Below are 20,045 nucleotides of genomic sequence, written 5' to 3'. Positions count from 1 at the left end.
TGCATGAAAGAAACGGAGGATAAGTAAATGAAAAATTTTAGGTTTGCAAGTGTGTTAGTTCTAACTTTGTTAGTTCTTTTATCTGCATGTTCACAGCAGAGCACAGGACAAGATCCGGCAACAAAAGTTGGTTTTATTTATATTGGTAATATTGGAACTGAAGGATTTACTTTTTCACATGATCAAGCGCGTTTATATTTAGAGCAAGAGCTTGGCATAGAAACAATGTACCAAGAGTCTGTAGCAGAAAATGCAGATGTTGAAGCTGTTATAGCTAATATGGTTGATCAAGGATGTAATGTTATATTTGGTACTTCGTTTGGTTTTGGTAAGTACATGTTAAATGTTGTGGATCAATATCCTAACGTAAAGTTTTTACACTGCTCAGGTGCAACAGATGCTGCAAACATGAATACTTATTTTGGTAGAATGTATGAGCCTCGTTTTTTATCTGGTTTAGTTGCTGGTTTAAAAACAAAAACAAACGAAATTGGTTATGTAGCTGCTTATGAAATTCCAGAAGTGATTCGTGGAGTTAACGCCTTTACATTAGGTGTTCAAACTGCTAATCCAGACGCTAAAGTTAATGTAGTATGGACTCATACATGGTATGATCCTGCTAAAGAAAAAGATGCGGCTCTTTCTTTAATAGATAGTGGTTGTGATGTAATAGCTCAGCACCAAGATACAGCTGCTCCACAACAAGCTGCCGAAGAGCGTGGTGTTGCCGCTGTTGGTTACCACTCAATAACTGAAGAAAACGCCCCAAATGCTTATATGACTGCTCCTATTTGGGATTGGAAAGCTTATTATAAGAGCGAAGTTGAAAAAGTTATGGCAGGAACTTGGGAACCAGTTAATGTTTGGTTAGGCATGAAAGATGGTTTAGTGTTATTAGCTCCATTAACTGACAACGCTCCTGAAGGGGCTAAAGAGTTAATTGAAGATTATCAAGCTAAAATTATAGCTGGTGAGTTTAAGGTTTTTGATGGTGTAATCACCAAACAAGATGGAACTACAGTTGGTGAAGCTGGTAAAACTTTAAGTGACAATGAATTATTAAATATGAATTATTTTATTAACGGTATTAACGGTGAAATTATAACTGATTAAGAGGTTATCATGAATAAAGTTATTGAGCTAAAAGGTATTGTTAAAAAGTTTGGACCTGTTTATGCCAATGACCATGTTGATTTTGATTTATTTAAAGGTGAAGTGCACGCTATTCTTGGCGAAAATGGTGCTGGAAAATCATCATTAATGAATGTAATAGCTGGAGTGTACCAACCAGATGAAGGTGAAATAGTTATGAACGGAGAGAGGGTTACGATACCCTCTCCTCGTCATTCTATTGACATGGGAATTGGAATGATTCACCAACACTTTAAGCTAGTAGAGAGTCATACGGTTTTAGAAAATATGGTTGCTGGACTTAAAAGTTCTTTTTTCATTAACCGTAAAAAACTTGGTCAACATATTCAAGAAATTTCTCAGAAATATGGATTAGAAATAAGTCCTTTTACAGAAGTAAGTTTGCTTTCTGTTGCTGAAAAACAGCGGGTAGAAATATTAAAGGTTTTATACAGAGGAGCAAAGGTATTAATTTTAGATGAGCCAACTGCTGTTTTAACTCCTCAAGAATCCAATAAATTGTTTAAGATAATTAATAGTTTAAAAGCAGATGGGCACTCCATTATTTTTATTTCTCATAAACTAGATGAAGTTATAGAGATATGTGACCGCATTACTGTTTTACGCAAAGGCAAGTATATCTGTACCCTTAATAATGAAAACTTGAGTCCACGTGAGTTAACTAATCAAATGGTTGGTAAGGCTGTTGAACTTCAAATTGATAGACCTAAAGTTAAAGGTAAAAATACTATCCTTGAGGTTAAAGATTTAACGGTTTATCGCAAAAATAAGTCTAAAGCCCTTAAGAATTTATTTTTTAAGCTTAAACAAGGTGAAATTTTAGGTGTAGCTGGAGTTGCTGGTAGTGGTCAAAAGGAACTATGCGAAGCAATTGCAGGATTACAGCCCCATCTTGAGGGAGAAATTAAGTTTAAATCTGAAGATATTTGTGGTAAGTCTCCACGAGAAATTATTAATTTAGGGATAAGTATGAGCTTTGTTCCAGAAGATAGATTAGGGATGGGTTTAGTTGCAGGTATGGATATTGTAGATAATGTTTTATTGAAATCCTATTTAAACCAGCCTGGTTTATTTGTTAACAGAAATGAAGCCAAAACAGAGGCTTTGAGACTAATAAAAAAGCTAAATATCGATACGCCATCAGCAACTACTAAAGTAAGCAAGTTATCGGGTGGTAATATTCAAAAAGTTCTTTTAGGTAGAGAGATTGAACTACAACCCGAGCTAATAATTACAGCTTACCCTGCACGCGGGCTAGATATTGGATCAGCCCACAAAATATATGATTTGTTAAACGAGCAAAAAATACGAGGTAACGGTATTATCTTTATCGGTGAAGATTTAGATGTTTTACTACAGCTTGCTGATAAAATCATGGTTTTATGTGATGGAGAGGTTACAGGCATTGTTAATCCCCAAGAGGTTACCCGTGAAGACTTGGGTTATATGATGGCTGGAAAACGCTTAGAGAGAGGTAATGTATCATGATTCGTATTTCTAAACGTACGGAGTTACCATCGTATATACAGTGGTTAATTAGAGCTGGTAGTATTCTTGTTTCGCTATTAATCATTTCATTGTTTTTAGCCATTATAGGGCATAACCCCCTTAAAGTATTTAATGCAATGCTTGCTGGTTGTTTTGGTACTTTTTTTAGGTTCAGAAAAACTGTTGAATTAATGATTCCGTTAAGTATCACCTCTCTAGGCATTTTAATTGCTTTTAAGATGAAGTTTTGGAATATTGGAGCTGAAGGACAAATTTTAATGGGTGCTTTTGCTGCTACATTTTTTGCCCTTAATTTTAGTTATTTACCGCGACCTATTTTACTTTTAATAATGGCTTCTGCTGGTATTATAGTAGGTGGTTTGTGGGCATTAATACCAGCCTTTTTTAAGGTTAAGTTTGAAACCAACGAAACCCTGTTTACATTAATGCTTAACTATATAGCTATAAAATTCATTATTTATTTACAATATGGCCCATGGAAAGATCCAAAACAAGCTGGTTTTCCTAAAATACCAGATTTTAGTTTAAATGCTAGCCTACCAAAAGTGGCGGGTATTCATTTTGGTTGGATTATTTTTATAGTAATATTTGTGGTAGCCTACTTCTTTATTAACAAGAGCAAGTTTGGTTACGAGGTTGATGTTATTGGAGAAAGTAAAAACACTGCCAAATATGCAGGTATGAATGTTAATAAGGTAGTTTTAAGCTCCTTATTTCTAAGCGGTGCATTAGGGGGCCTAGTTGGCATGATCCAAACCTCAGGTGTTCATGGTACTTTATCATCCTCAATTTCAGGAGGCATTGGTTACTCGGCTATTATAGTTACTTGGCTTGCCCATGTAAGGGTGCATTTAATTCCAGTTATAGGTTTATTGTTTGCTGTATTAACCCAGGGTGCTTTTTTTATTCAAACTGCTTTTCAAATACCCCATAGCGTAGCAGAAATTATGCAGGGTACGATTTTATTTTGTGCCTTAGGCAGTGAGTTTTTTATAAACTACCAAATACACTTACGAAAAAATAAAGGCAATAAAAGGAGTTAATTATGGCAATTTTAATTTTTTTAAAGGCCGCAGTTCATGCTGGTACTCCTCTGCTTTTTGCTACCTTAGGTGAAGTTTTAACTGAAAAATCTGGCAACCTAAATTTAGGGGTTGAGGGTTTAATGTTGTTAGGTGCTGTTGGGGGATTTGCGGCCGGCATGTTAACACAGAGCGCTTTACTTGCGATTCTAGCTGCTATTATTGCTGGGGCCTTGGGTGGTTTAATTTACGCCTTTTTAACAGTGACACTTAGAGCCAATCAGGTAGTAACTGGTTTAACGCTAACTATCTTTGGAACTGGAGTTGCGGGCTATGCCGGCAAGCTTTTTATGGGTCAAAATTTACCAACAACTATTAAGTCTATTTTTGCAGAGAAAGCTATACCATTGTTAAGCAAAATTCCTGTTTTAGGTACAATCTTTTTTCAACACAATATATTTATTTACGCTGGCTATCTGGTAGCTATCTGTATGGGAATTTATTTGTTTAAATCCCGCTTAGGTTTAAATGTTAGAACTGTAGGAGAAAGCCCCCAAGCTGCTGACTCTTCTGGTATAGATGTAAACTTATATAAGTACGTTCATATACTAATTGGTAGTGCCATATCAGCATTAGGTGGGGCCTATTTATCGCTAGTATATGTTCCTGTGTGGCAGGAAAATATAACTGCAGGTAGAGGCTGGATCGCTGTTGCCTTGGTTATATTTAGTATGTGGAATCCTTACAAAGCAATAGCTGGTGCTTTTTTGTTTGGTGGCTTAGATATTATTGGCTTTAGATTACAGCAAATAGGTTTCCCTGTTTCTCAATATGTAATAGATATGGTGCCTTATGCTATAACGATTATTGTATTAATCTTCAGCTCTATGTACAAGAAAAAAGATCACTCTCCTAAGTCATTAGGGGTTGGTTATTTTAGAGAAGAAAGATAAGATACTAAGCTTATAGTAAAATAATTTAAGCTATTAATGAAGTAGTAATGAAACAAGAGAGTATTTATTTTAATAATACTCTCTTTTCTTGTACCCATAATCAATAATTATAATTTCTATCTCTTTTTAGTATTTATTATATGTTAAAATGTAAGGGATATTTTTGAAAGGTTTTGAAAGGTTAAGAATAAATGAATTACATATGGAAAGAATCTTGGCAGGTGCGAACCCCCGAGGTAGACTTTAAGGCAAGGATTAAGCCTGCTGAAATATTTAAGTTAATGCAAGAAGCTGCCGAACACAGTGCAGATAGTTTAGGCGTTGGTCTACGGTATATCACAGAAAATAAGGTTTTTTGGGTACTGTCAAGAGTTAATATTAGGTTCTTTGAGCTACCTAAACAAAACGATATAATCACCATAGAAACGTGGCCCAAGGGTTGTAACAGGCTTTTTGCTTTAAGAGATTTTAAAATATATAACAATGATAATCTTTGTGCTATAGCGACAACCTCCTGGCTATTGTTAGATGCTAAAACCAGAAAAATGACGCGTTTAGCTAATTTCCCAGGAAATAACAATGTTTTTGCAATAGAAGAAAATGCACCTAAATTACGTACTAAGCTTAGTTTTAATGATTGTTACGCTAAAAAAATTCAAGTGTGTGATTTAGATGTTAATAATCATGTAAACAATGCCCGTTACATTGAGTGGGTAATGAATACTTTTAATTATGATACTTACAAGTCTATAAAAATAAATGAAATTGCTATTAACTTTATATCTGAGATGAAATATGGTGATAGTACTATTCTTCGTAAAACTAATGTTAATAATAATGAGGTGTATGTAGCTGCTATAAATGAACATACTGATAAACAAAGCACTTTAACAAGAATACGCTTTACTCATATTTAACTTTGTTTAATTTAGTAGGAGATTATTATGAAACTAGCTATTTTTGATTTTGATGGCACCCTATTTACAAAACAAACTATTCCTTTTTTTATAGAGCAATGGCATAAGCTTAATTACTCTAAAAGCAAGCTATTCATTATTAAAAATCGGATTATTTTTTTGTTTATAAAATATAAGTTACGGCTTTTACCAAAAGAAAAGTTTAGAACCTCTGTAATTGAAATATTCCCTTATATTTTTATGGGTATGACTAAAAAAGATATTGTAAAATTCTTTAATGAGATTTACCAAGAAGCCAAGCTTTATTTTAATAGAAATGTTGTAAGTGAAATAAATAAAGCTAAACAACAGGGTTATTACACTGTTCTTTTATCTGGATGTTATAGCCTTTTTTTAGAAGTAGTTGCTAGTGATTTAGGCATAAATAAAGCTATTGGAACAGACTTATATTTTTATAAAAATAAGCTAAATTACGATAAAAAGCCTACTCATATCAGCGGTTTTTTAAAACAAGATATAGTAAAAACTGTTTTTAAAGAAGAAGAAATAGATTGGCAAAATAGCTTAGCTTATGCAGACAGTATTGCTGACTTAGGTTTATTAAATTTAGTTGGTAAATCAGTTGTGGTAAAACCTGATAAAAGGCTGTTAAAGCATGCCCTAAAAGAAAATTGGCAAATAATTAAGTAGCTATATTATAAGGTTTAAATTATTTAATGAATTTTGTTCATTTTAGTGTTATTATGATAGTTATATATTTATTTTTTTTTATAACTTAGAGTATATTAATATAAAGCTTTATAAAATAAACAATAAAATATGGGTGATAAAAATGACAATTAAAATTTTAACAGATAGTACATGTTATATTCCTAAAAATTTATTGACTGAGTATAATATTGATGTTGTGTCATTAGGAATTGTTTTTAAAAATGAAAGTTTTCAAGAAACAGAAATAACAAATAGCTTTTTTTATAGTAAATTAAGTAATAGCAAAACGTTACCTACATCATCACAGCCTCCTATTAATGATATAAAGAGTATTTTTGAAAGAAATGCTAAGGCTGGCATCAGCACCGTAGCGATATTTATTTCCTCTAAAATGAGCGGTACTTATAGCACCGCAAACATGGCTAAAGCAATGGTGTTAGAGAAAATTCCAAATGCAAAAATAGAAATTATCGATTCTTTATCAAACAGCCTTCAACTTGGCTTTGCAGTATTGGCTGCGGCAAAAGAAGCAAAAGCCAATGGCTCGTTAAAAGATGTAGTAAATGCTGCCAAACAAAATATTATAAGAAGTAAGTTTATTTTTATACCAGATAATTTAGAGTATTTACGTAAAGGTGGTCGTATTGGAGCAGCAAGCTCCCTAATAGGAAGTATAATGAGAATTAAACCGATTTTAACCGTTCGTGAGGGAACGGTTAAGGTTTTAGATAAAGTAAGAACTAAAAAGAGGGCTGTGAAATCTTTAGTTTCGATATTTTTACAAGACATTAAGCAGTTTGGCTTGGGCGATATTAAGGTTCATCATATTGAGTGTGAAGAAGAGGCTAAAGATCTTGCTAAAGTTATTGAAGATATGATAAAGCTACCTGTTTCTATTGCCTCTATTGGACCAGTAATCGGTACCCATGTGGGGCCCGGAGCAATTGGTTTAGTTTATTATACAAAGAAACCTCTTATTAATGAACTAAAAAATTAATCCTACATCATATACAGGATAATAACCCTTTTTAATAACATAAAAATCTAAACCTTAATTAATCTTTAATCCTTATTTCTTAACTCACAATAGTCTCTTGCAGTTTTAGTAATAGCTAGACCGCCTTGTGCTGTTTCTTTAAGCGATGATGGTAAGGCCTTACCAACCATATTCATGGCCTCAACTACTTCGTCGAATTTTATAAAACTTTCAATTCCAGCTAGTGACATATGAGCGGCCGCAAAGGCATTAGAAACCCCCATAGCATTTCGTTTAGAGCATGGCACCTCTACTAAACCAGCAACTGGATCACAGACTAGCCCTAGGGTGTTTTTTAAGGCTATAGCTGCGGCGGTTAAACACATTTTAGGGCTTCCCCCTAACAGCTCTACCATGGCAGAGGCCGCCATTGCTGAGGCACTGCCTACCTCTGCTTGACATCCACCCTCTGCTCCACTAATGGAGGCATTTGTAGCAATTATTACCCCCACTGCTGATGAGTTAAATAAGGCCTTTATTATCTCTTGATTTGTGTAGTTATATTGCTCTTGTAAGGCAACCATTAGGCTAGGAACTACGCCACATGCCCCTGCAGTAGGGCAGGCAGCGATTTTACCCATACGGGCATTTTCTTCTGTAATGGCTAAAGCATAGGCGATAGATTTTATTAAAACATCTGATCCAACTGCTTTACCTGATTGCCAATATTTATACATTTTATGACTATTCTCACCTATTAATCCACCAGTAGATGGCTCGGTTGAGTTAATACCTTTTGTTACGGAATCTTTCATTACTAGGTATATTTCACCCATAAAGTTTATTTGCTCTGTGGTTTTAATATTACTTAATTCATGCTCTCTTTTTATGGTTACGTCACTGATAGTTAATGCCTCATTCTCACATATCTGTAGTAGTTTTTCTCCAGTTGTAAATTGATATCTACTCATTATTCCACCCCTAAAATAGCCTAGCTATTGATACTGCATAATCAATATCCTTTAACTCTCTAATGTGATTAATACATTGTTGAGGTATATTCTCATCTGCCTCTATCACCATGTATGCTAGGTCATTACGATACTCTCGGTATAAATTCATGTTAGCTATATTTATTTTGAATTTTGTAAGTATTTCAGAAACCTTAAGAACTACACCTGGTTGATCCCAATGTCGAGTAATTAGGGTACTGTACTTTCCAGTAAATTTTAAGTCGGTATTATCTATTTTTGTTATTAGTATATTACCTCCACCAACTGAAGCCCCTTTTATTTGCATTTGAGCTCCATTGATGCCCGTTAGTTTAAAAACTACTGTATTAGGGTGATCTGCTTCATTGTGCATTTTTATAAAGCTATAGTTTAATTTTTGCTGCATAGCTATTTCATATGCTTGTCTTATTCTCTCATCACTGGGTGCAAAACCAAGTATTCCACCAAGTAAGGCTTTATCGGTTCCATGACCATTTAAGGTTTCTTTAAAAGAACCATATAGCTGAAACACTACCTGTGAAACCTCTTCTCCAAGTATTTTTAATGCTGCATAACTAAGCCGACATGCACCAGCTGTATGCGAACTAGAAGGCCCAATCATGATAGGCCCAGTTATATCAAATGCACTAAGAATTTTTTTCATAATATCACCATATATTTATTATATTAGATTACATTTTATTTTATATTAAGTATTTTTGCAATGAAAAATTTATACTTATTTATTTTGGTACATATTTAATTACAGTATAAAAAGATATTATTCTTTATGTAAATAGTGCTGCAAAGTTATATTTTTAGCTGTTATCTCTTGGCTTGCCTCTTTTCCAACAAATCTTAAATGATATACGGTTTTCTTATCAACTGCTTTATTAACCTCACTTAAAATAAAGCCATACTTGGCAACATTATTATTAATGTATTTGTTTGTTAATATATGCTGATTATGATTTTTACTAACTACATCTACAGCAAGTCCTGTTTGATATTCACTTTCACCCGGTTTGGCTATTGCTGTTAAAGCAGCCTTGAGATTGTGGCTATTTGCATAGTTAATAAACATCTGCTCTTGGATTACATATGATTGATAAGCAGAGTGTAGCATTAGCTGGATATTGTTATCTTGAGCCTTATTAAAAAGCTGATAAAGGTTAAGAGCAACATCTTTTCGAAGTAGTTTTTGGTTATTACTTATATCACCATTAAACTGCACATGAGGCACTATTAAATCCCTAGGAATATAGTTAAAAGGTAATCTATTATTTTTATTTACTAAAACTAAAGCATCATCAGGATTCTTTATAATCTTTTGATAACCAAGAATGATTTTGCTAATTAGGGACTTGGTGCTTTCATTATATTTACCAGTAGGCCTTATCTTATTATTTGATTGAAGCTTATATATTACAGACTCTGTTCCTTTGCCAAAAATTCCGTTTATCTCAATATAGTGACCACATAAATACAAGGCTAGTTGTAATCTTTTCACATGTACGCCTTTACTATCTTTATTTAATTCTTTCTCTGGTAACATGTTCACAAATAACTCTGATTCTTGTCTTGGTATAATTAATTGCTGTTTCGGCTCTATGTTTTCTACATTATTAACGTACTTTAAATGGTTTATTGTAACATTAAAGCTTTTAGCAATATCCTCTGCACTATCATTTTCCTTTACAAAATATCTTGCTCTAGCATTGCCATAAATTTTTAGTGTTTGACCAATAAATATTTTATTAATATTATTTAAAGTTTTAAGTGAGGCAACTGTTGTGTTGTATAGATTTGCTATTTTAACTAATGTATCATTAGGTTTAACCGTATAATAGCTAATATTATTTAAGTTGATATCTGCTCTATTATTCTTCATTTTATCACTAGTTATTTTAGGTGATGTAATATTGGCTAATGTCAATGACCCTAACATTATTTTTATTTTTTTTAAATTAATATTGGGTATATTGCTTTTAATATATGAATAAGCACTATCCTCTATACTTGTGTCGTAACTCTGTTTTTGGTTATGAAAAAATTCAGCACTAAATTCTGTTAAGTACTGGTTTAAATATAACACTACCGTACTGCCATCTTTTTCCCTTAGCACTCTATGCCCTGTAAACCATTTCATAATTTATCACCTAAAAATATTATTACCTTTATGTTATAAGCTAATACTTGTTAAATAATATAATTAACACTACTATTTTTAGATAACAATTATTTAGGATTATATACTAAATAGCCTTTGGATATTTATTTATTCCCAAAGGCTAGGTAAATGTATTTTTATTTATTAAAAAAAATGTACTTTTTTGAGAAACGACTGCGTAAAGCTGAAATTATCGCTATTATAGATATCAGTATTATCAATAAAGAGATTGCAGATCTTACTAATAAAAAACTAGTAAAGTGTTTGAATATTTCTAAATAAACTATAACTGCACCTTTAATTAACTCTACTAAAGCGGCATAAAAAATAAGTTTATGTTGACTTAAGGAAACCATTAAGTTATATAGACCATTTATCACTAGTAAAACACCAGAAAAAAGTAAGAGATTATTAAATAATTGCATATTGGTGTCTACACTCACTTTTGATATAAAGATTGCCAAACTATCTTTACTAATTACCAGATAAAGCCCTAATCCTAAATTTATTAATCCTAATAAAAAAAGCATATACTTACCTACTACTGTACTTCTACGACTCGGGTACATTAACACATCCCCCTCTATTTCTTTTATTTATTTTAATAAGAACATTCTCGTAGAGCTATGTCAAGAAGTAAATGTTTAATTTAATAAAAAAACTTTATTAATTTTAAATAACGTTTACTAATAGTTTAGTAAGGCTAACTTATAGGGTTTTAGTAGGCTTTTAGAATATCTCAACTTGCTACAAAATATTAGTAATTTCAAGATAACTTAACACTGTTACTCAAATAGGATAGGAACTCTATAGTGAAATGCAGCAAACATAGCTATTACTATTCCTATCACTATTAATCCTGCAGTAACACCAGCATCTTTATACAACTTATCTATTAATAATGGTGTTAATTCTTTATACGCCAAAACTCCAAAAAATATTATTATAAGTATTTTATACAATTTGTCACACCCTTGCATTTAGCTTTTACCTTATTACATTTTCTATACTATTAATTAATTGAATGTATCTTACGGTGCATTTATTATTTTTTGCTGGTAATAATAACACTAATTCATTTATGAAGGAGTTGTTTATTTATGCCCAAAAAATTTATGCAAAAAATACATATGATTCAAGAACAACTTCAGGCTCAAAAAAAACAGTTACCTAAAAAAGAAAAGGTTTACGATTTTAGTATTGAAGAAAATTTAAGTGTTAACTTAAAATTGTTAGAGGCAATATTTGTTAAAAACTCAGATATTATTTTTAGAGAGTTTAAAGTTGGACCAGAAGAAGTTGATGCTTTTTCAATAAACATTGACGGCTTAAGTGATAAATCAATGATAAATAATGATATTTTGCACCCTTTAATGTGGGAATCTCGTAAAGTAAATTGGCAAGGTGACTATTCAATAGAGAATATTACTAAGAGCCTTGTTAATTTTGTTGAAGCTAAAACTGTAGCTAATATAGATGATGTTGTAAATGCTGTTTTATCTGGTGAAACTGCTGTTTTTATTGCTGGTTCAACTGAATGTTTACTTTGCAGTACCCGCAAATGGGAGCAACGTGGAGTGGGCCAACCCGAGAGTGAATCCGTAGTACGTGGGCCACGTGAAGGTTTTACAGAAACACTGCGTATAAATACCTCTTTAGTTAGAAGAAAGATTAAAGATCCTGAGCTTATGATTGAAATGCTCATGTTAGGAGAACGCACCCGTACCGATATTGCTCTGGTCTATATAAAAGACATTGCCAACGATGACATTGTTAAGGAGGTTAAAGAAAGAGTATCAAGTATTAAAATTGATAGTATTTTGGAGTCAGGATATATTGAATCTTTTATAGAGGATACTCCATTCACTCTTTTTCCAACAGTTGGTTATACCGAGTCACCTGATAAGTTTGCTGGTAAAATTTTAGAAGGCAGAGTTGGAGTTTTAGTAGATGGAACACCCTTTGCTTTAACTATACCTTTACTCTTTGTTGAGAATATTCAAGTAACAGAAGACTATTATCAAAATCCATTTTTGGCTACTGCCTTACGATTTTTACGTATTGTAGCCATGTTTTTAGCTATTTTTTTACCTGCTTTGTATATAGCTGTTATAAACTTTCACCCTAATATATTGCCTATAGCTTTATTAGATACTGTGGCAGCTGCCCAAGAAGGTGTACCATTTCCTACAGCGGTAGAAACCTTATTATTATTAATCTTTTATGAGGGTTTAAGAGAGGCCGGTGTTAGAATTCCAAGACCTATAGGACAGGCTGTTAGTATTGTTGGGGCTTTAGTTTTAGGAGATGCTGCTGTTAGTGCCGGATTAGCAAGTTATCCTGTTGTAATTGTGGTTGCTTTATGTGGTATTATGGGATTTTTATTACCACCCCAACTAGAGCCTGTATTGCTGCTTAGAATACCAATTTTAGTAATAAGCTCTATAGTTGGTTTATTTGGATTGAGTTTTTGCTTTGTAATTATGTTAATTCATATGTATTCACTGCGATCATTTGGAGTTTCATATCTGCAGCCAGTTGTGCTGTATGTAAATAATAAAGTACATGATTCAGCAATTAGAAATCCTTGGTGGACTATGATAAAACGCCCCTTTATGCTAAGTCCTAAAAATAGTCAAAGAATAAAAAAAGGTCAAGAACCAGAAAACCCTGAAAATAAAAACGGAGAAAGCAAAGATGAAAAAAAGAGCTAAAATATTAAGTATACTTTTGTTAATACTATGTACAAGTGGTTGCTGGGATAGTCAGCGATTAAGCTCAAGAGCTTTGGTGGCTGGCATAGGTATTGATAGAAATGACCAAGGTGAAATTGAGTTAACTGCTCAAATAATAAAGCCAGGTGGTCTAAACCCTAATTCTGCCTCTGGTGGAAGTAGTGAGGAAAGTGTTTTTGTTGCTTCAACAACAGGAAGAACTATTTTTGATGCTGTAAGACAGTTTTCAAAAACCGTTAGTAGAAAACTATACTTTGAGCAGAATAGAATAGTAGTATTTGATCAAGAGATTGCTGAAGAGGGTTTAACTGAGTTTATAGACTTTTTTATGAGAGATCATGAAACTCGTAAAAGAGCCTTTATATTAGTATGTAAAAAGAGTGCTAAAAGCTTTTTATCTGCTAAAAGTGATATTGAAAAAATTCCTGCAAGTGAAGTATTGGCATTAATGCATAATCAGTCTAGCACCTCTGAAGTAGCTATTAATGATTTGCATGGTTTATCTATTCAAATTGAGAGCCCCTACACTTCTCCTTATGCCCCACTAGTTTGTACTCAAACAAAAGAGGATGGCGAAGAAAAAGTTGCTTTTTTTGGTACAGCGGCATTTAAGGAAGATAAACTAGTTGGTTTTTTAGATGCTAAAGAATCGCGAGGTTTATTGTTTTTGCAAAACAAAATTAAAAGCGGGATTATTGTTATCATTTCTCCTGAAGATAATGTAAGTAATATTGCTTTAGAAATTATTAATGTTAAATCTAGTTATAAACCTAGCTTAGTAAATGGGCAGTTTGTTATTGATTTAAATATTTTTGCGGTTGTTTCTATTGGAGATATTCAAATGCCAATTAGTTTAATAGGGAGTAAAAGAATTTCTCAAATACAGCAGCGATGTAAACAAGAAATAATTTCTCAAGTAGATGCTTGTTTATATAAGCTACAAGAGGATTTAAAAACAGATATTATAGGTATTGGTGAAAGCATTTATAATAAGTATCCTAAACAGTGGAAAGAGTTTAGTAGTAATTGGCCTAATAATTTTAACAAAATAAAAATTAATACCAATGTAAAGGTTCAGATTGAGCACACTGGTATAATTACTGATCCACTACAAAAACAAAAGTAAAGGAGGTGCAATTATAAAATGAAGATTTCCCAGAATCAAGCTACCATATTGGTTATAGCACAGGGAGTAGCTATGTTTATTGTTTTGGCGGGCTTTATAGCTACTGAATCAGGCAGAGATGGCTGGCTATCTATTTTGTTAGCTTTTATAATTGGTGCCTTAGTAACACCTATAATTATTTACATAGCAAAACAGTTTCCGAGTAAAACAATAATAGCCTACCTACCTGATGTTTGGGGAAAGGTAGTTGGAAAAATTTTTGGATTTTTAATTATTTTAAACTTGCTAATTTTAGCTGCTATTTTTTTTAGGGGTACTACTGGAAATATCAAAGCTATGTATATAACTACTCCACAAATTATTTTATCTGGATTGTCAGCCATTATGGTAGGTTATGCCATTAAACAGGGTTTAGAAGTCTTAACTAGAACCAGCTCTTTTTTATTAATACTACTATTGATTTCGGTCGTTTTTACACTATTGGCTCTACTTCCCGATATCAAACTATCACATATTTTTCCATTTCTTGAGAATGGATTTACACCTGTTATAAAGGGAATGCCAATTATATTAGGAGTTATGGTTAATTTGCTTGTTTTTATTGGCTTTATCTACCCAGGCATTAAAAAACCCGAAAAACCAAACCTTAAATTTGGTGGTGCAATTTTATTTGCAGGGGTTTTTCAAAGCATCATTGCTATTTTTTATTTAGGGTTTTACGGTTTACGCATAGTACAGAATAATGTAATTCATCCCTATTACAACATGTTAAGATATGTTGAGCTTGGAGAAATTATATCTGGGTTTGAGTCTTTATTTGTTATTGTATGGCTTGCTAGCACATTCTTTTTATTAACAGGTTATTTATACCCTGTAATAGGCGGAATAGCAGATATATTTAGTTTAAAGTCATACAAACCAATAGTTGCTCCACTTTTAGCAATTGCGGTTGGTCTTTCGGTGTTAATTCCTAGCCCTTTATTAAACATTCGACTTTATTTTATTGTTAACTTATATGGCTCAACTTCTATTGGTGTAATTATTTTATTGACATTCATTATGGTATTAATAAAGAAAAAAAGGGGTACATTAAAAACTGTAAAATCTACTACTAAAGAGCAAATTAAATAGGTTTAAAATAAACCTTCTTCTTTCTCAATTGCCTTAGCTTCATTTAGTGTTTCAACTGGTTGCACTCTTCTTACTAGCTCTACAGCAACCCCTTCTGCTACTACTACTATAACTAATCCACCAAAATTAAACTGCTCAAAGTTATGACTTAATGATAGGTTTATTACTGCATCGGCTCTTACTTTATGGGCTTTATGTCTAATTATACTTAAAGCTTCTGCAAATGATTCTTCTACAAAGTTTTCTATGGCTTTGTTTCTACCTCCAAAAATACTGTTTAAAGTTGCAGATGTATCTGTAATAAAATTAAGGCCTCTAACAATAGTGGCCGTAAGGTAACCAAGGTATTCTTCAATTACAAACTCTTCAAATACCTGAGTATTTGTTATGATTATTTCCTCTGCTGTTTGTGGTTCTCCATCATTTCTTGCTTCACTACTGTAAAAATTTTGCATAACCTCAACACCACTTTTTTATTTCTTATAAAAAGTTTAAGTTATCTATCAATATATTGTATGTTTATGTATGTTAGTTTATTAATCTAGTTTTAACCTACTGACCGTTAAGTTATAGTAATATTATATTTGAATGACTATAGATTTTGATTTTTAATACTAAATATTTTATGGAGGAAAAAGCATGATTATTACAACTACCCCTACAATTCAAGGACAAGAAATTAAAGAGTATTTAGGCATGGTAAACGGAGAGGTTATTTTGGGTATTAATTTTGTTAAGGATTTTGCAGCAAGTTTAACCAATATTTTTGGTGGCAGAAGTATTTCATACGAAGAGGAACTTATTCAGGGAAGAAAAAAAGCCCTAGATGAAATGCGGCATAGGGCTCAGCAAATGGGTGCAAATGCTGTAGTTGGAATAGACATAGATTATGAGGTTTTAGGTCAGGGTGGAAATATGATGATGATTGTGGTTACAGGAACAGCAGTAATAATATAAGTTATTAGGGGCTGTAGCAAAAACTTTGAGCTACAGCCCCTAATTAATGTATATAAAGGTATGTTTAGTAATTAACTCACCAATATTTAAAACTAATAGCCAATAGCTAATATTAACAAAAGAAATAATGGACTTATGCTAAAATCATGGTATTATTTTAGAGGCTAACATATTTTATGGAGATGATTAAATGAAATATTTATACATATTTACGATATTAGCTGTTGTAATATCTTTTTTTGCTGATCAAAATAAAACCTTTAAAGCATTTAAAGTAGCTTATAAAAAGTTAAAAAAAATACTGCCTCAATTTATTTCAATGCTTATTTTTGTTTCAGTGGTTTTGTTTTTTTTGCCAGAAAGCAAAATATCCTATTATTTAAGTGGTAGTAGTATCTTACTGACTACTATAGTAGCTGCTTTACTTGGCTCTATTACTATGATGCCAGGTTTTATAGCATTTCCATTATGTGGTATTTTGCTTAGTAATGGAGCATCATATACAACTGTGGCTGCTTTTTCTTCTACCTTAATGATGGTAGGATTAGTTACTTACCCTATTGAAAAACAATATTTTGGACATAAAGTAACCGTTATAAGAAATATTATTAATTTTGTAATTGCTATAATTGTAGCCTTATTTGTGGGTATTATTTTAGGAGAGCTAATATGAAAAAATTTCTAAACAGAAAGTTATTTATTTTAATCTACGCTTTATTGATATTTTTATCTTTTATTACTAACTATAAACCAGGCATAACTGTAGGTGTAAATTTTTATACCTTTGCTATAAGTATGTTAAAAATATTACCCTGTGCTTTTATCTTAATAGGGCTATTTGAGGTATGGGTTAAACGTGAGGCTATTGAAAAACATTTTGGTGAATCGAGTGGTTTTAAGGGTTATTTATGGGCTATTTTATTGTCTTCAACCACTGTTGGGGGAGCCTATGTAGCTTTTCCCATTGCTCATTCTTTATTAAATAAAGGAGCTAAATTAAGTGTTGTTTTAACCTATGTAGGGGCTGCTGCTATTGCACGTATTCCTATGACTATTTTTGAATCTACTTATTTAGGTTTAAAATTCTCTATAATTCGTCTTGCTGTATCATTACCGTTAGTGGTATTAAGCTCCATGTTTATTGATAGATATTTCCATAAAGATTTTACTACCAAAGAATTGTAATTTAAATAAGCTTAAAACTAGTATATAATGATATTGATTTTAATATACCTACAAAATTATACTACTTAATTGTTTAGGCAATGAGGAGGTGCTTTTTTGTCATTTAGTCATAATTCTCTAAAAAATATATTAAGTAAACCAACAAATTTTAACTATGTTAATAATGGCCTTCATAATAATGTTAGAGAAGAAGACCTCTTTTTTACTGCTTTTAAACATACTCCAATTGGGATTGTTATAATTGATGAAAAATCACAAATATTTAAAGTAAATAATAGCTTTTTTAATTACTTAAAAATACCAAGTCACAATGTAACTGGTGAAAAATTTGGTAAGGCTTTTTCTTGTAAAGTTTTAGCTAATACTAATTTAGAGTGTGGTGAATGTGAAGCATGCTCTGTTTGTCATACCCAAAAATGCATAAATGATATTTTATTATATGAAGAACCAATAAATAATATTGACTTATGCCACCAGTTTATTATTGATGATCAGCATATGACTCGCTGGTTTTTAACGAGTGCTAAACCTATATTTTTTAATAATAAAAAATATGTTTTAATGTCTTTTGTGGATATAACTAAACGCAAAAGAATAGAAGATCAATTAACTATTTTAGGTATTACTGATGAACTAACAGGTTTATATAACCGACGTTATTTAGTAGATCACTGTAAAAAAATGATTCATGATAGTATTAACTCTAGTAGAATAATGTCTTTGGTAATAATTGACATCGATAATTTTAAATATATTAATGATACTTATGGTCACTCAGTTGGTGACGATGTGTTAGTTACCTTCGCTGATACTCTAAGAGATAATTTAAGAAATTGTGACTTAGTAGGTAGATATGGAGGAGAGGAGTTTATTATTGCTTTACCAGATACCCCTATTTACACAGCCAACAAGGTACTTACAAGAATCCAAAATGTGTTTAAACAACTGTCTTATTTAAGATTTAATAAGCCAATTAGCTTTAGTGCTGGTTTAATTCAAATTCCTTCAAATTATCAAGATTATTTGTCTTTTGAGGATTTATTAGAAAGAGCAGATAGTTTACTATACTGGGCAAAAAATAAGCAGAAGGGAACTATTAAAGCAGAAATTTTAATGTAGTATTTTCTCAACTTGACTATTAAAAATGACTATGCTATTATATATCATACTTCGATATATCGATGTGCGATATGAGGTGAATATAATGAGCATCGAGTATTTGAAAAAAAAATTAGCTCCCATGACAGAAGCTACTTATTATACGCTTTTATCTTTATTAGAACCTAAACATGGTTATGGTATTATGCAATTTGTTTCAGAAATAAGTAATGGCAGACTAAAATTAGGCCCTGGTACTTTGTATGGCATATTAGGTAAAATGCATCAAAACAAGGTAATAAAGATTGTTAAAATAGAAGGAAAAAGAAAGATATATTGTTTAACAGATATTGGTTTAATTCTTTTACAAGATGAAGTAACAAGACTAGAAGAATTATATAAGAATGGTTTTAAACAAATTAGCAAACATGTAAGGTGACTTTATAATGAATAATAAACAATACATTGTTAAATATAAATTTTTTCTTATTCACATGTATAAGGAAGAAGAGGCTTGGCTGGAGTATATGTCTAGCATGGGCTACCATTTAGTTAGTGTTTTTTTTGGTTTTCGTTTTACTTTTGTTAAGGGGGAACCTGCCAAATATAAGTATTCTTTAGACTATCGAAAAAGCTATGAACTTAGTAGTGATTATCTACAGCTCTTTGAAGATGCAGGCTGGCAATATATTGGTAGCTATTTAAGATGGCATTACTTTAGGACCTCAAAGTGTGAAAATACTGTAGATATATTTAGTGATAGCAGTGATATTATTGAACGAAATAGAAATTTAATATCTTTAACAACAATATTACTAGGAGTTATTTTGACAATTTTATTGCTGAACACTATAGCAATTTTTGCAGGAAATTCTAACCGTACATTTTCAACACTTGTTGCTTTTGTTGTTTCATTTACTTTATACACAGTTCGAAAAAATCTTATAAAAATGAATAGAGATTTAGAGTAATATAAGGAGATAATATGAGAGTAAATTTTTATGAATTTGATGAAGTACAAGATGAGCTTTTAAAATTCGCAGTTTTAGGTACTAGATATCACAATAAATGGGTTTTTGTTAAACACCAAGCACGGGATACTTGGGAGGTTCCGGGAGGACACAGAGAGGCTAACGAAGATATTAATGATACTGCCAAAAGAGAACTTTATGAAGAAACAGGAGCTATAGATTTTAAAATAACACCTATCTGTAACTACTCTGTTAGTACAGAGAATACTGAGTCTTTTGGTAGGTTATTTTTATGCGAGGTCTTTGAGTTTGAAAAAGAGTTAAATTTTGAAATTAATGTAAGAGAATACTTTAATGAGTTACCCATAAACTTAACCTACCCTGGTATACAACCTTATTTGCATGATAAATTTATCCAGTTTTTAAATAAATAAAAATCA

The 20,045-nt window shown here is 31.8% G+C and carries 23 protein-coding genes; 17 read left to right on the top strand and 6 right to left on the bottom strand.

The annotated features are described in order from the left end of the window. The first annotated feature begins 27 nt into the window (after window positions 1-27). The 7 genes from IMX26_RS11950 to IMX26_RS11920 all read left to right on the top strand — a co-directional run bounded on the left by IMX26_RS11950 (window position 28) and on the right by IMX26_RS11920 (window position 7,261). Entirely contained in the window at window positions 28-1,113 is a 1,086-nt protein-coding gene (locus IMX26_RS11950) for a BMP family ABC transporter substrate-binding protein (protein WP_195158617.1), read from the top strand. Between the two features lie 9 nt (window positions 1,114-1,122). Beyond that, on the top strand, window positions 1,123-2,640 hold the full coding sequence (locus tag IMX26_RS11945) for an ABC transporter ATP-binding protein (protein ID WP_243259127.1): 1,518 nt from the start codon (window positions 1,123-1,125) through the stop codon (window positions 2,638-2,640). After that, complete coding sequence (locus IMX26_RS11940) at window positions 2,637-3,704, top strand: ABC transporter permease (protein ID WP_195158616.1); 1,068 nt, start codon at window positions 2,637-2,639, stop codon at window positions 3,702-3,704. Before IMX26_RS11945 ends, IMX26_RS11940 begins: the two co-directional genes overlap by 4 nt. Before the next feature lie 2 nt (window positions 3,705-3,706). Continuing rightward, window positions 3,707-4,636 (top strand): ABC transporter permease, encoded by a 930-nt coding sequence (locus tag IMX26_RS11935; protein ID WP_195158615.1) that lies wholly within the window; start codon window positions 3,707-3,709, stop codon window positions 4,634-4,636. Between the two features lie 191 nt (window positions 4,637-4,827). After that, complete coding sequence (locus IMX26_RS11930; RefSeq protein WP_195158614.1) at window positions 4,828-5,553, top strand: acyl-ACP thioesterase domain-containing protein; 726 nt, start codon at window positions 4,828-4,830, stop codon at window positions 5,551-5,553. Window positions 5,554-5,580: 27 nt separating this feature from the next. Further along, the gene (locus tag IMX26_RS11925) at window positions 5,581-6,243 is read left to right on the top strand and encodes an HAD-IB family hydrolase (RefSeq protein ID WP_195158613.1); all 663 of its coding nucleotides are present in this window, start codon (window positions 5,581-5,583) and stop codon (window positions 6,241-6,243) included. A 142-nt stretch (window positions 6,244-6,385) separates the two neighbouring features. Beyond that, the gene (locus tag IMX26_RS11920) at window positions 6,386-7,261 is read left to right on the top strand and encodes a DegV family protein (protein ID WP_195158612.1); all 876 of its coding nucleotides are present in this window, start codon (window positions 6,386-6,388) and stop codon (window positions 7,259-7,261) included. Window positions 7,262-7,326: 65 nt separating this feature from the next. Here IMX26_RS11920 and sdaAA read toward each other — a convergent pair whose 3' ends face one another. The 5 genes from sdaAA to IMX26_RS11895 form a co-directional block, all read right to left on the bottom strand. Next, window positions 7,327-8,211: an L-serine ammonia-lyase, iron-sulfur-dependent, subunit alpha gene (gene sdaAA, locus IMX26_RS11915; protein ID WP_195158611.1), complete on the bottom strand. Its 885-nt coding sequence runs from the start codon at window positions 8,209-8,211 to the stop codon at window positions 7,327-7,329. Window positions 8,212-8,221: 10 nt separating this feature from the next. After that, entirely contained in the window at window positions 8,222-8,896 is a 675-nt protein-coding gene (sdaAB, locus tag IMX26_RS11910; protein WP_195158610.1) for an L-serine ammonia-lyase, iron-sulfur-dependent subunit beta, read from the bottom strand. A 117-nt stretch (window positions 8,897-9,013) separates the two neighbouring features. Then, entirely contained in the window at window positions 9,014-10,381 is a 1,368-nt protein-coding gene (locus IMX26_RS11905; RefSeq protein ID WP_195158609.1) for a D-alanyl-D-alanine carboxypeptidase family protein, read from the bottom strand. A 158-nt stretch (window positions 10,382-10,539) separates the two neighbouring features. Continuing rightward, entirely contained in the window at window positions 10,540-10,971 is a 432-nt protein-coding gene (locus IMX26_RS11900; protein WP_195158608.1) for a hypothetical protein, read from the bottom strand. Window positions 10,972-11,187: 216 nt separating this feature from the next. Then, window positions 11,188-11,364 (bottom strand): hypothetical protein, encoded by a 177-nt coding sequence (locus tag IMX26_RS11895; RefSeq protein ID WP_195158607.1) that lies wholly within the window; start codon window positions 11,362-11,364, stop codon window positions 11,188-11,190. A 138-nt stretch (window positions 11,365-11,502) separates the two neighbouring features. On the opposite strand from IMX26_RS11895, the gene IMX26_RS11890 reads away from it, so the two are divergent. The 3 genes from IMX26_RS11890 to IMX26_RS11880 are packed head-to-tail and all read left to right on the top strand — an operon-like array spanning window position 11,503 to window position 15,394. Further along, complete coding sequence (locus tag IMX26_RS11890; protein WP_195158606.1) at window positions 11,503-13,116, top strand: spore germination protein; 1,614 nt, start codon at window positions 11,503-11,505, stop codon at window positions 13,114-13,116. After that, window positions 13,100-14,263, top strand: a complete 1,164-nt coding sequence (locus tag IMX26_RS11885; protein WP_195158605.1) for a Ger(x)C family spore germination protein — start codon at window positions 13,100-13,102, stop codon at window positions 14,261-14,263. Before IMX26_RS11890 ends, IMX26_RS11885 begins: the two co-directional genes overlap by 17 nt. Before the next feature lie 18 nt (window positions 14,264-14,281). Further along, window positions 14,282-15,394, top strand: a complete 1,113-nt coding sequence (locus IMX26_RS11880) for an endospore germination permease (RefSeq protein WP_195158604.1) — start codon at window positions 14,282-14,284, stop codon at window positions 15,392-15,394. A 2-nt stretch (window positions 15,395-15,396) separates the two neighbouring features. Here IMX26_RS11880 and IMX26_RS11875 read toward each other — a convergent pair whose 3' ends face one another. Further along, entirely contained in the window at window positions 15,397-15,849 is a 453-nt protein-coding gene (locus tag IMX26_RS11875) for a heavy metal-binding domain-containing protein (protein WP_195158603.1), read from the bottom strand. Between the two features lie 184 nt (window positions 15,850-16,033). Between IMX26_RS11875 and IMX26_RS11870 the strand changes: the two genes are divergently transcribed. The 7 genes from IMX26_RS11870 to IMX26_RS11840 all read left to right on the top strand — a co-directional run bounded on the left by IMX26_RS11870 (window position 16,034) and on the right by IMX26_RS11840 (window position 20,039). Further along, a complete protein-coding gene (locus IMX26_RS11870; protein ID WP_195158602.1) occupies window positions 16,034-16,351 on the top strand; it encodes a YbjQ family protein in 318 nt (105 codons plus the stop codon). A 190-nt stretch (window positions 16,352-16,541) separates the two neighbouring features. Beyond that, window positions 16,542-17,024 (top strand): hypothetical protein, encoded by a 483-nt coding sequence (locus IMX26_RS11865; RefSeq protein WP_195158601.1) that lies wholly within the window; start codon window positions 16,542-16,544, stop codon window positions 17,022-17,024. Beyond that, window positions 17,021-17,536, top strand: a complete 516-nt coding sequence (locus tag IMX26_RS11860; RefSeq protein WP_195158600.1) for a permease — start codon at window positions 17,021-17,023, stop codon at window positions 17,534-17,536. Before IMX26_RS11865 ends, IMX26_RS11860 begins: the two co-directional genes overlap by 4 nt. A 96-nt stretch (window positions 17,537-17,632) precedes the next feature. Next, window positions 17,633-18,655, top strand: a complete 1,023-nt coding sequence (locus IMX26_RS18160) for a sensor domain-containing diguanylate cyclase (protein ID WP_195158599.1) — start codon at window positions 17,633-17,635, stop codon at window positions 18,653-18,655. Window positions 18,656-18,740: 85 nt separating this feature from the next. Beyond that, on the top strand, window positions 18,741-19,073 hold the full coding sequence (locus IMX26_RS11850; protein ID WP_195158598.1) for a PadR family transcriptional regulator: 333 nt from the start codon (window positions 18,741-18,743) through the stop codon (window positions 19,071-19,073). Window positions 19,074-19,080: 7 nt separating this feature from the next. After that, window positions 19,081-19,605 carry a DUF2812 domain-containing protein gene (locus IMX26_RS11845; protein WP_195158597.1) on the top strand — a complete coding sequence of 175 codons (525 nt, stop codon included), beginning with the start codon at window positions 19,081-19,083 and terminating at the stop codon, window positions 19,603-19,605. A gap of 14 nt (window positions 19,606-19,619) precedes the next feature. Then, window positions 19,620-20,039 (top strand): NUDIX domain-containing protein, encoded by a 420-nt coding sequence (locus IMX26_RS11840; RefSeq protein ID WP_195158596.1) that lies wholly within the window; start codon window positions 19,620-19,622, stop codon window positions 20,037-20,039. The last annotated feature ends 6 nt before the right edge of the window (window positions 20,040-20,045 follow it).

Source organism: Clostridium sp. 'deep sea' (assembly GCF_014931565.1).
Taxonomy (GTDB): domain Bacteria; phylum Bacillota; class UBA994; order PWPR01; family PWPR01.
Note: the sequence above shows the minus strand (reverse complement) of the source record. Positions and strands in the feature narration are given on the sequence as shown.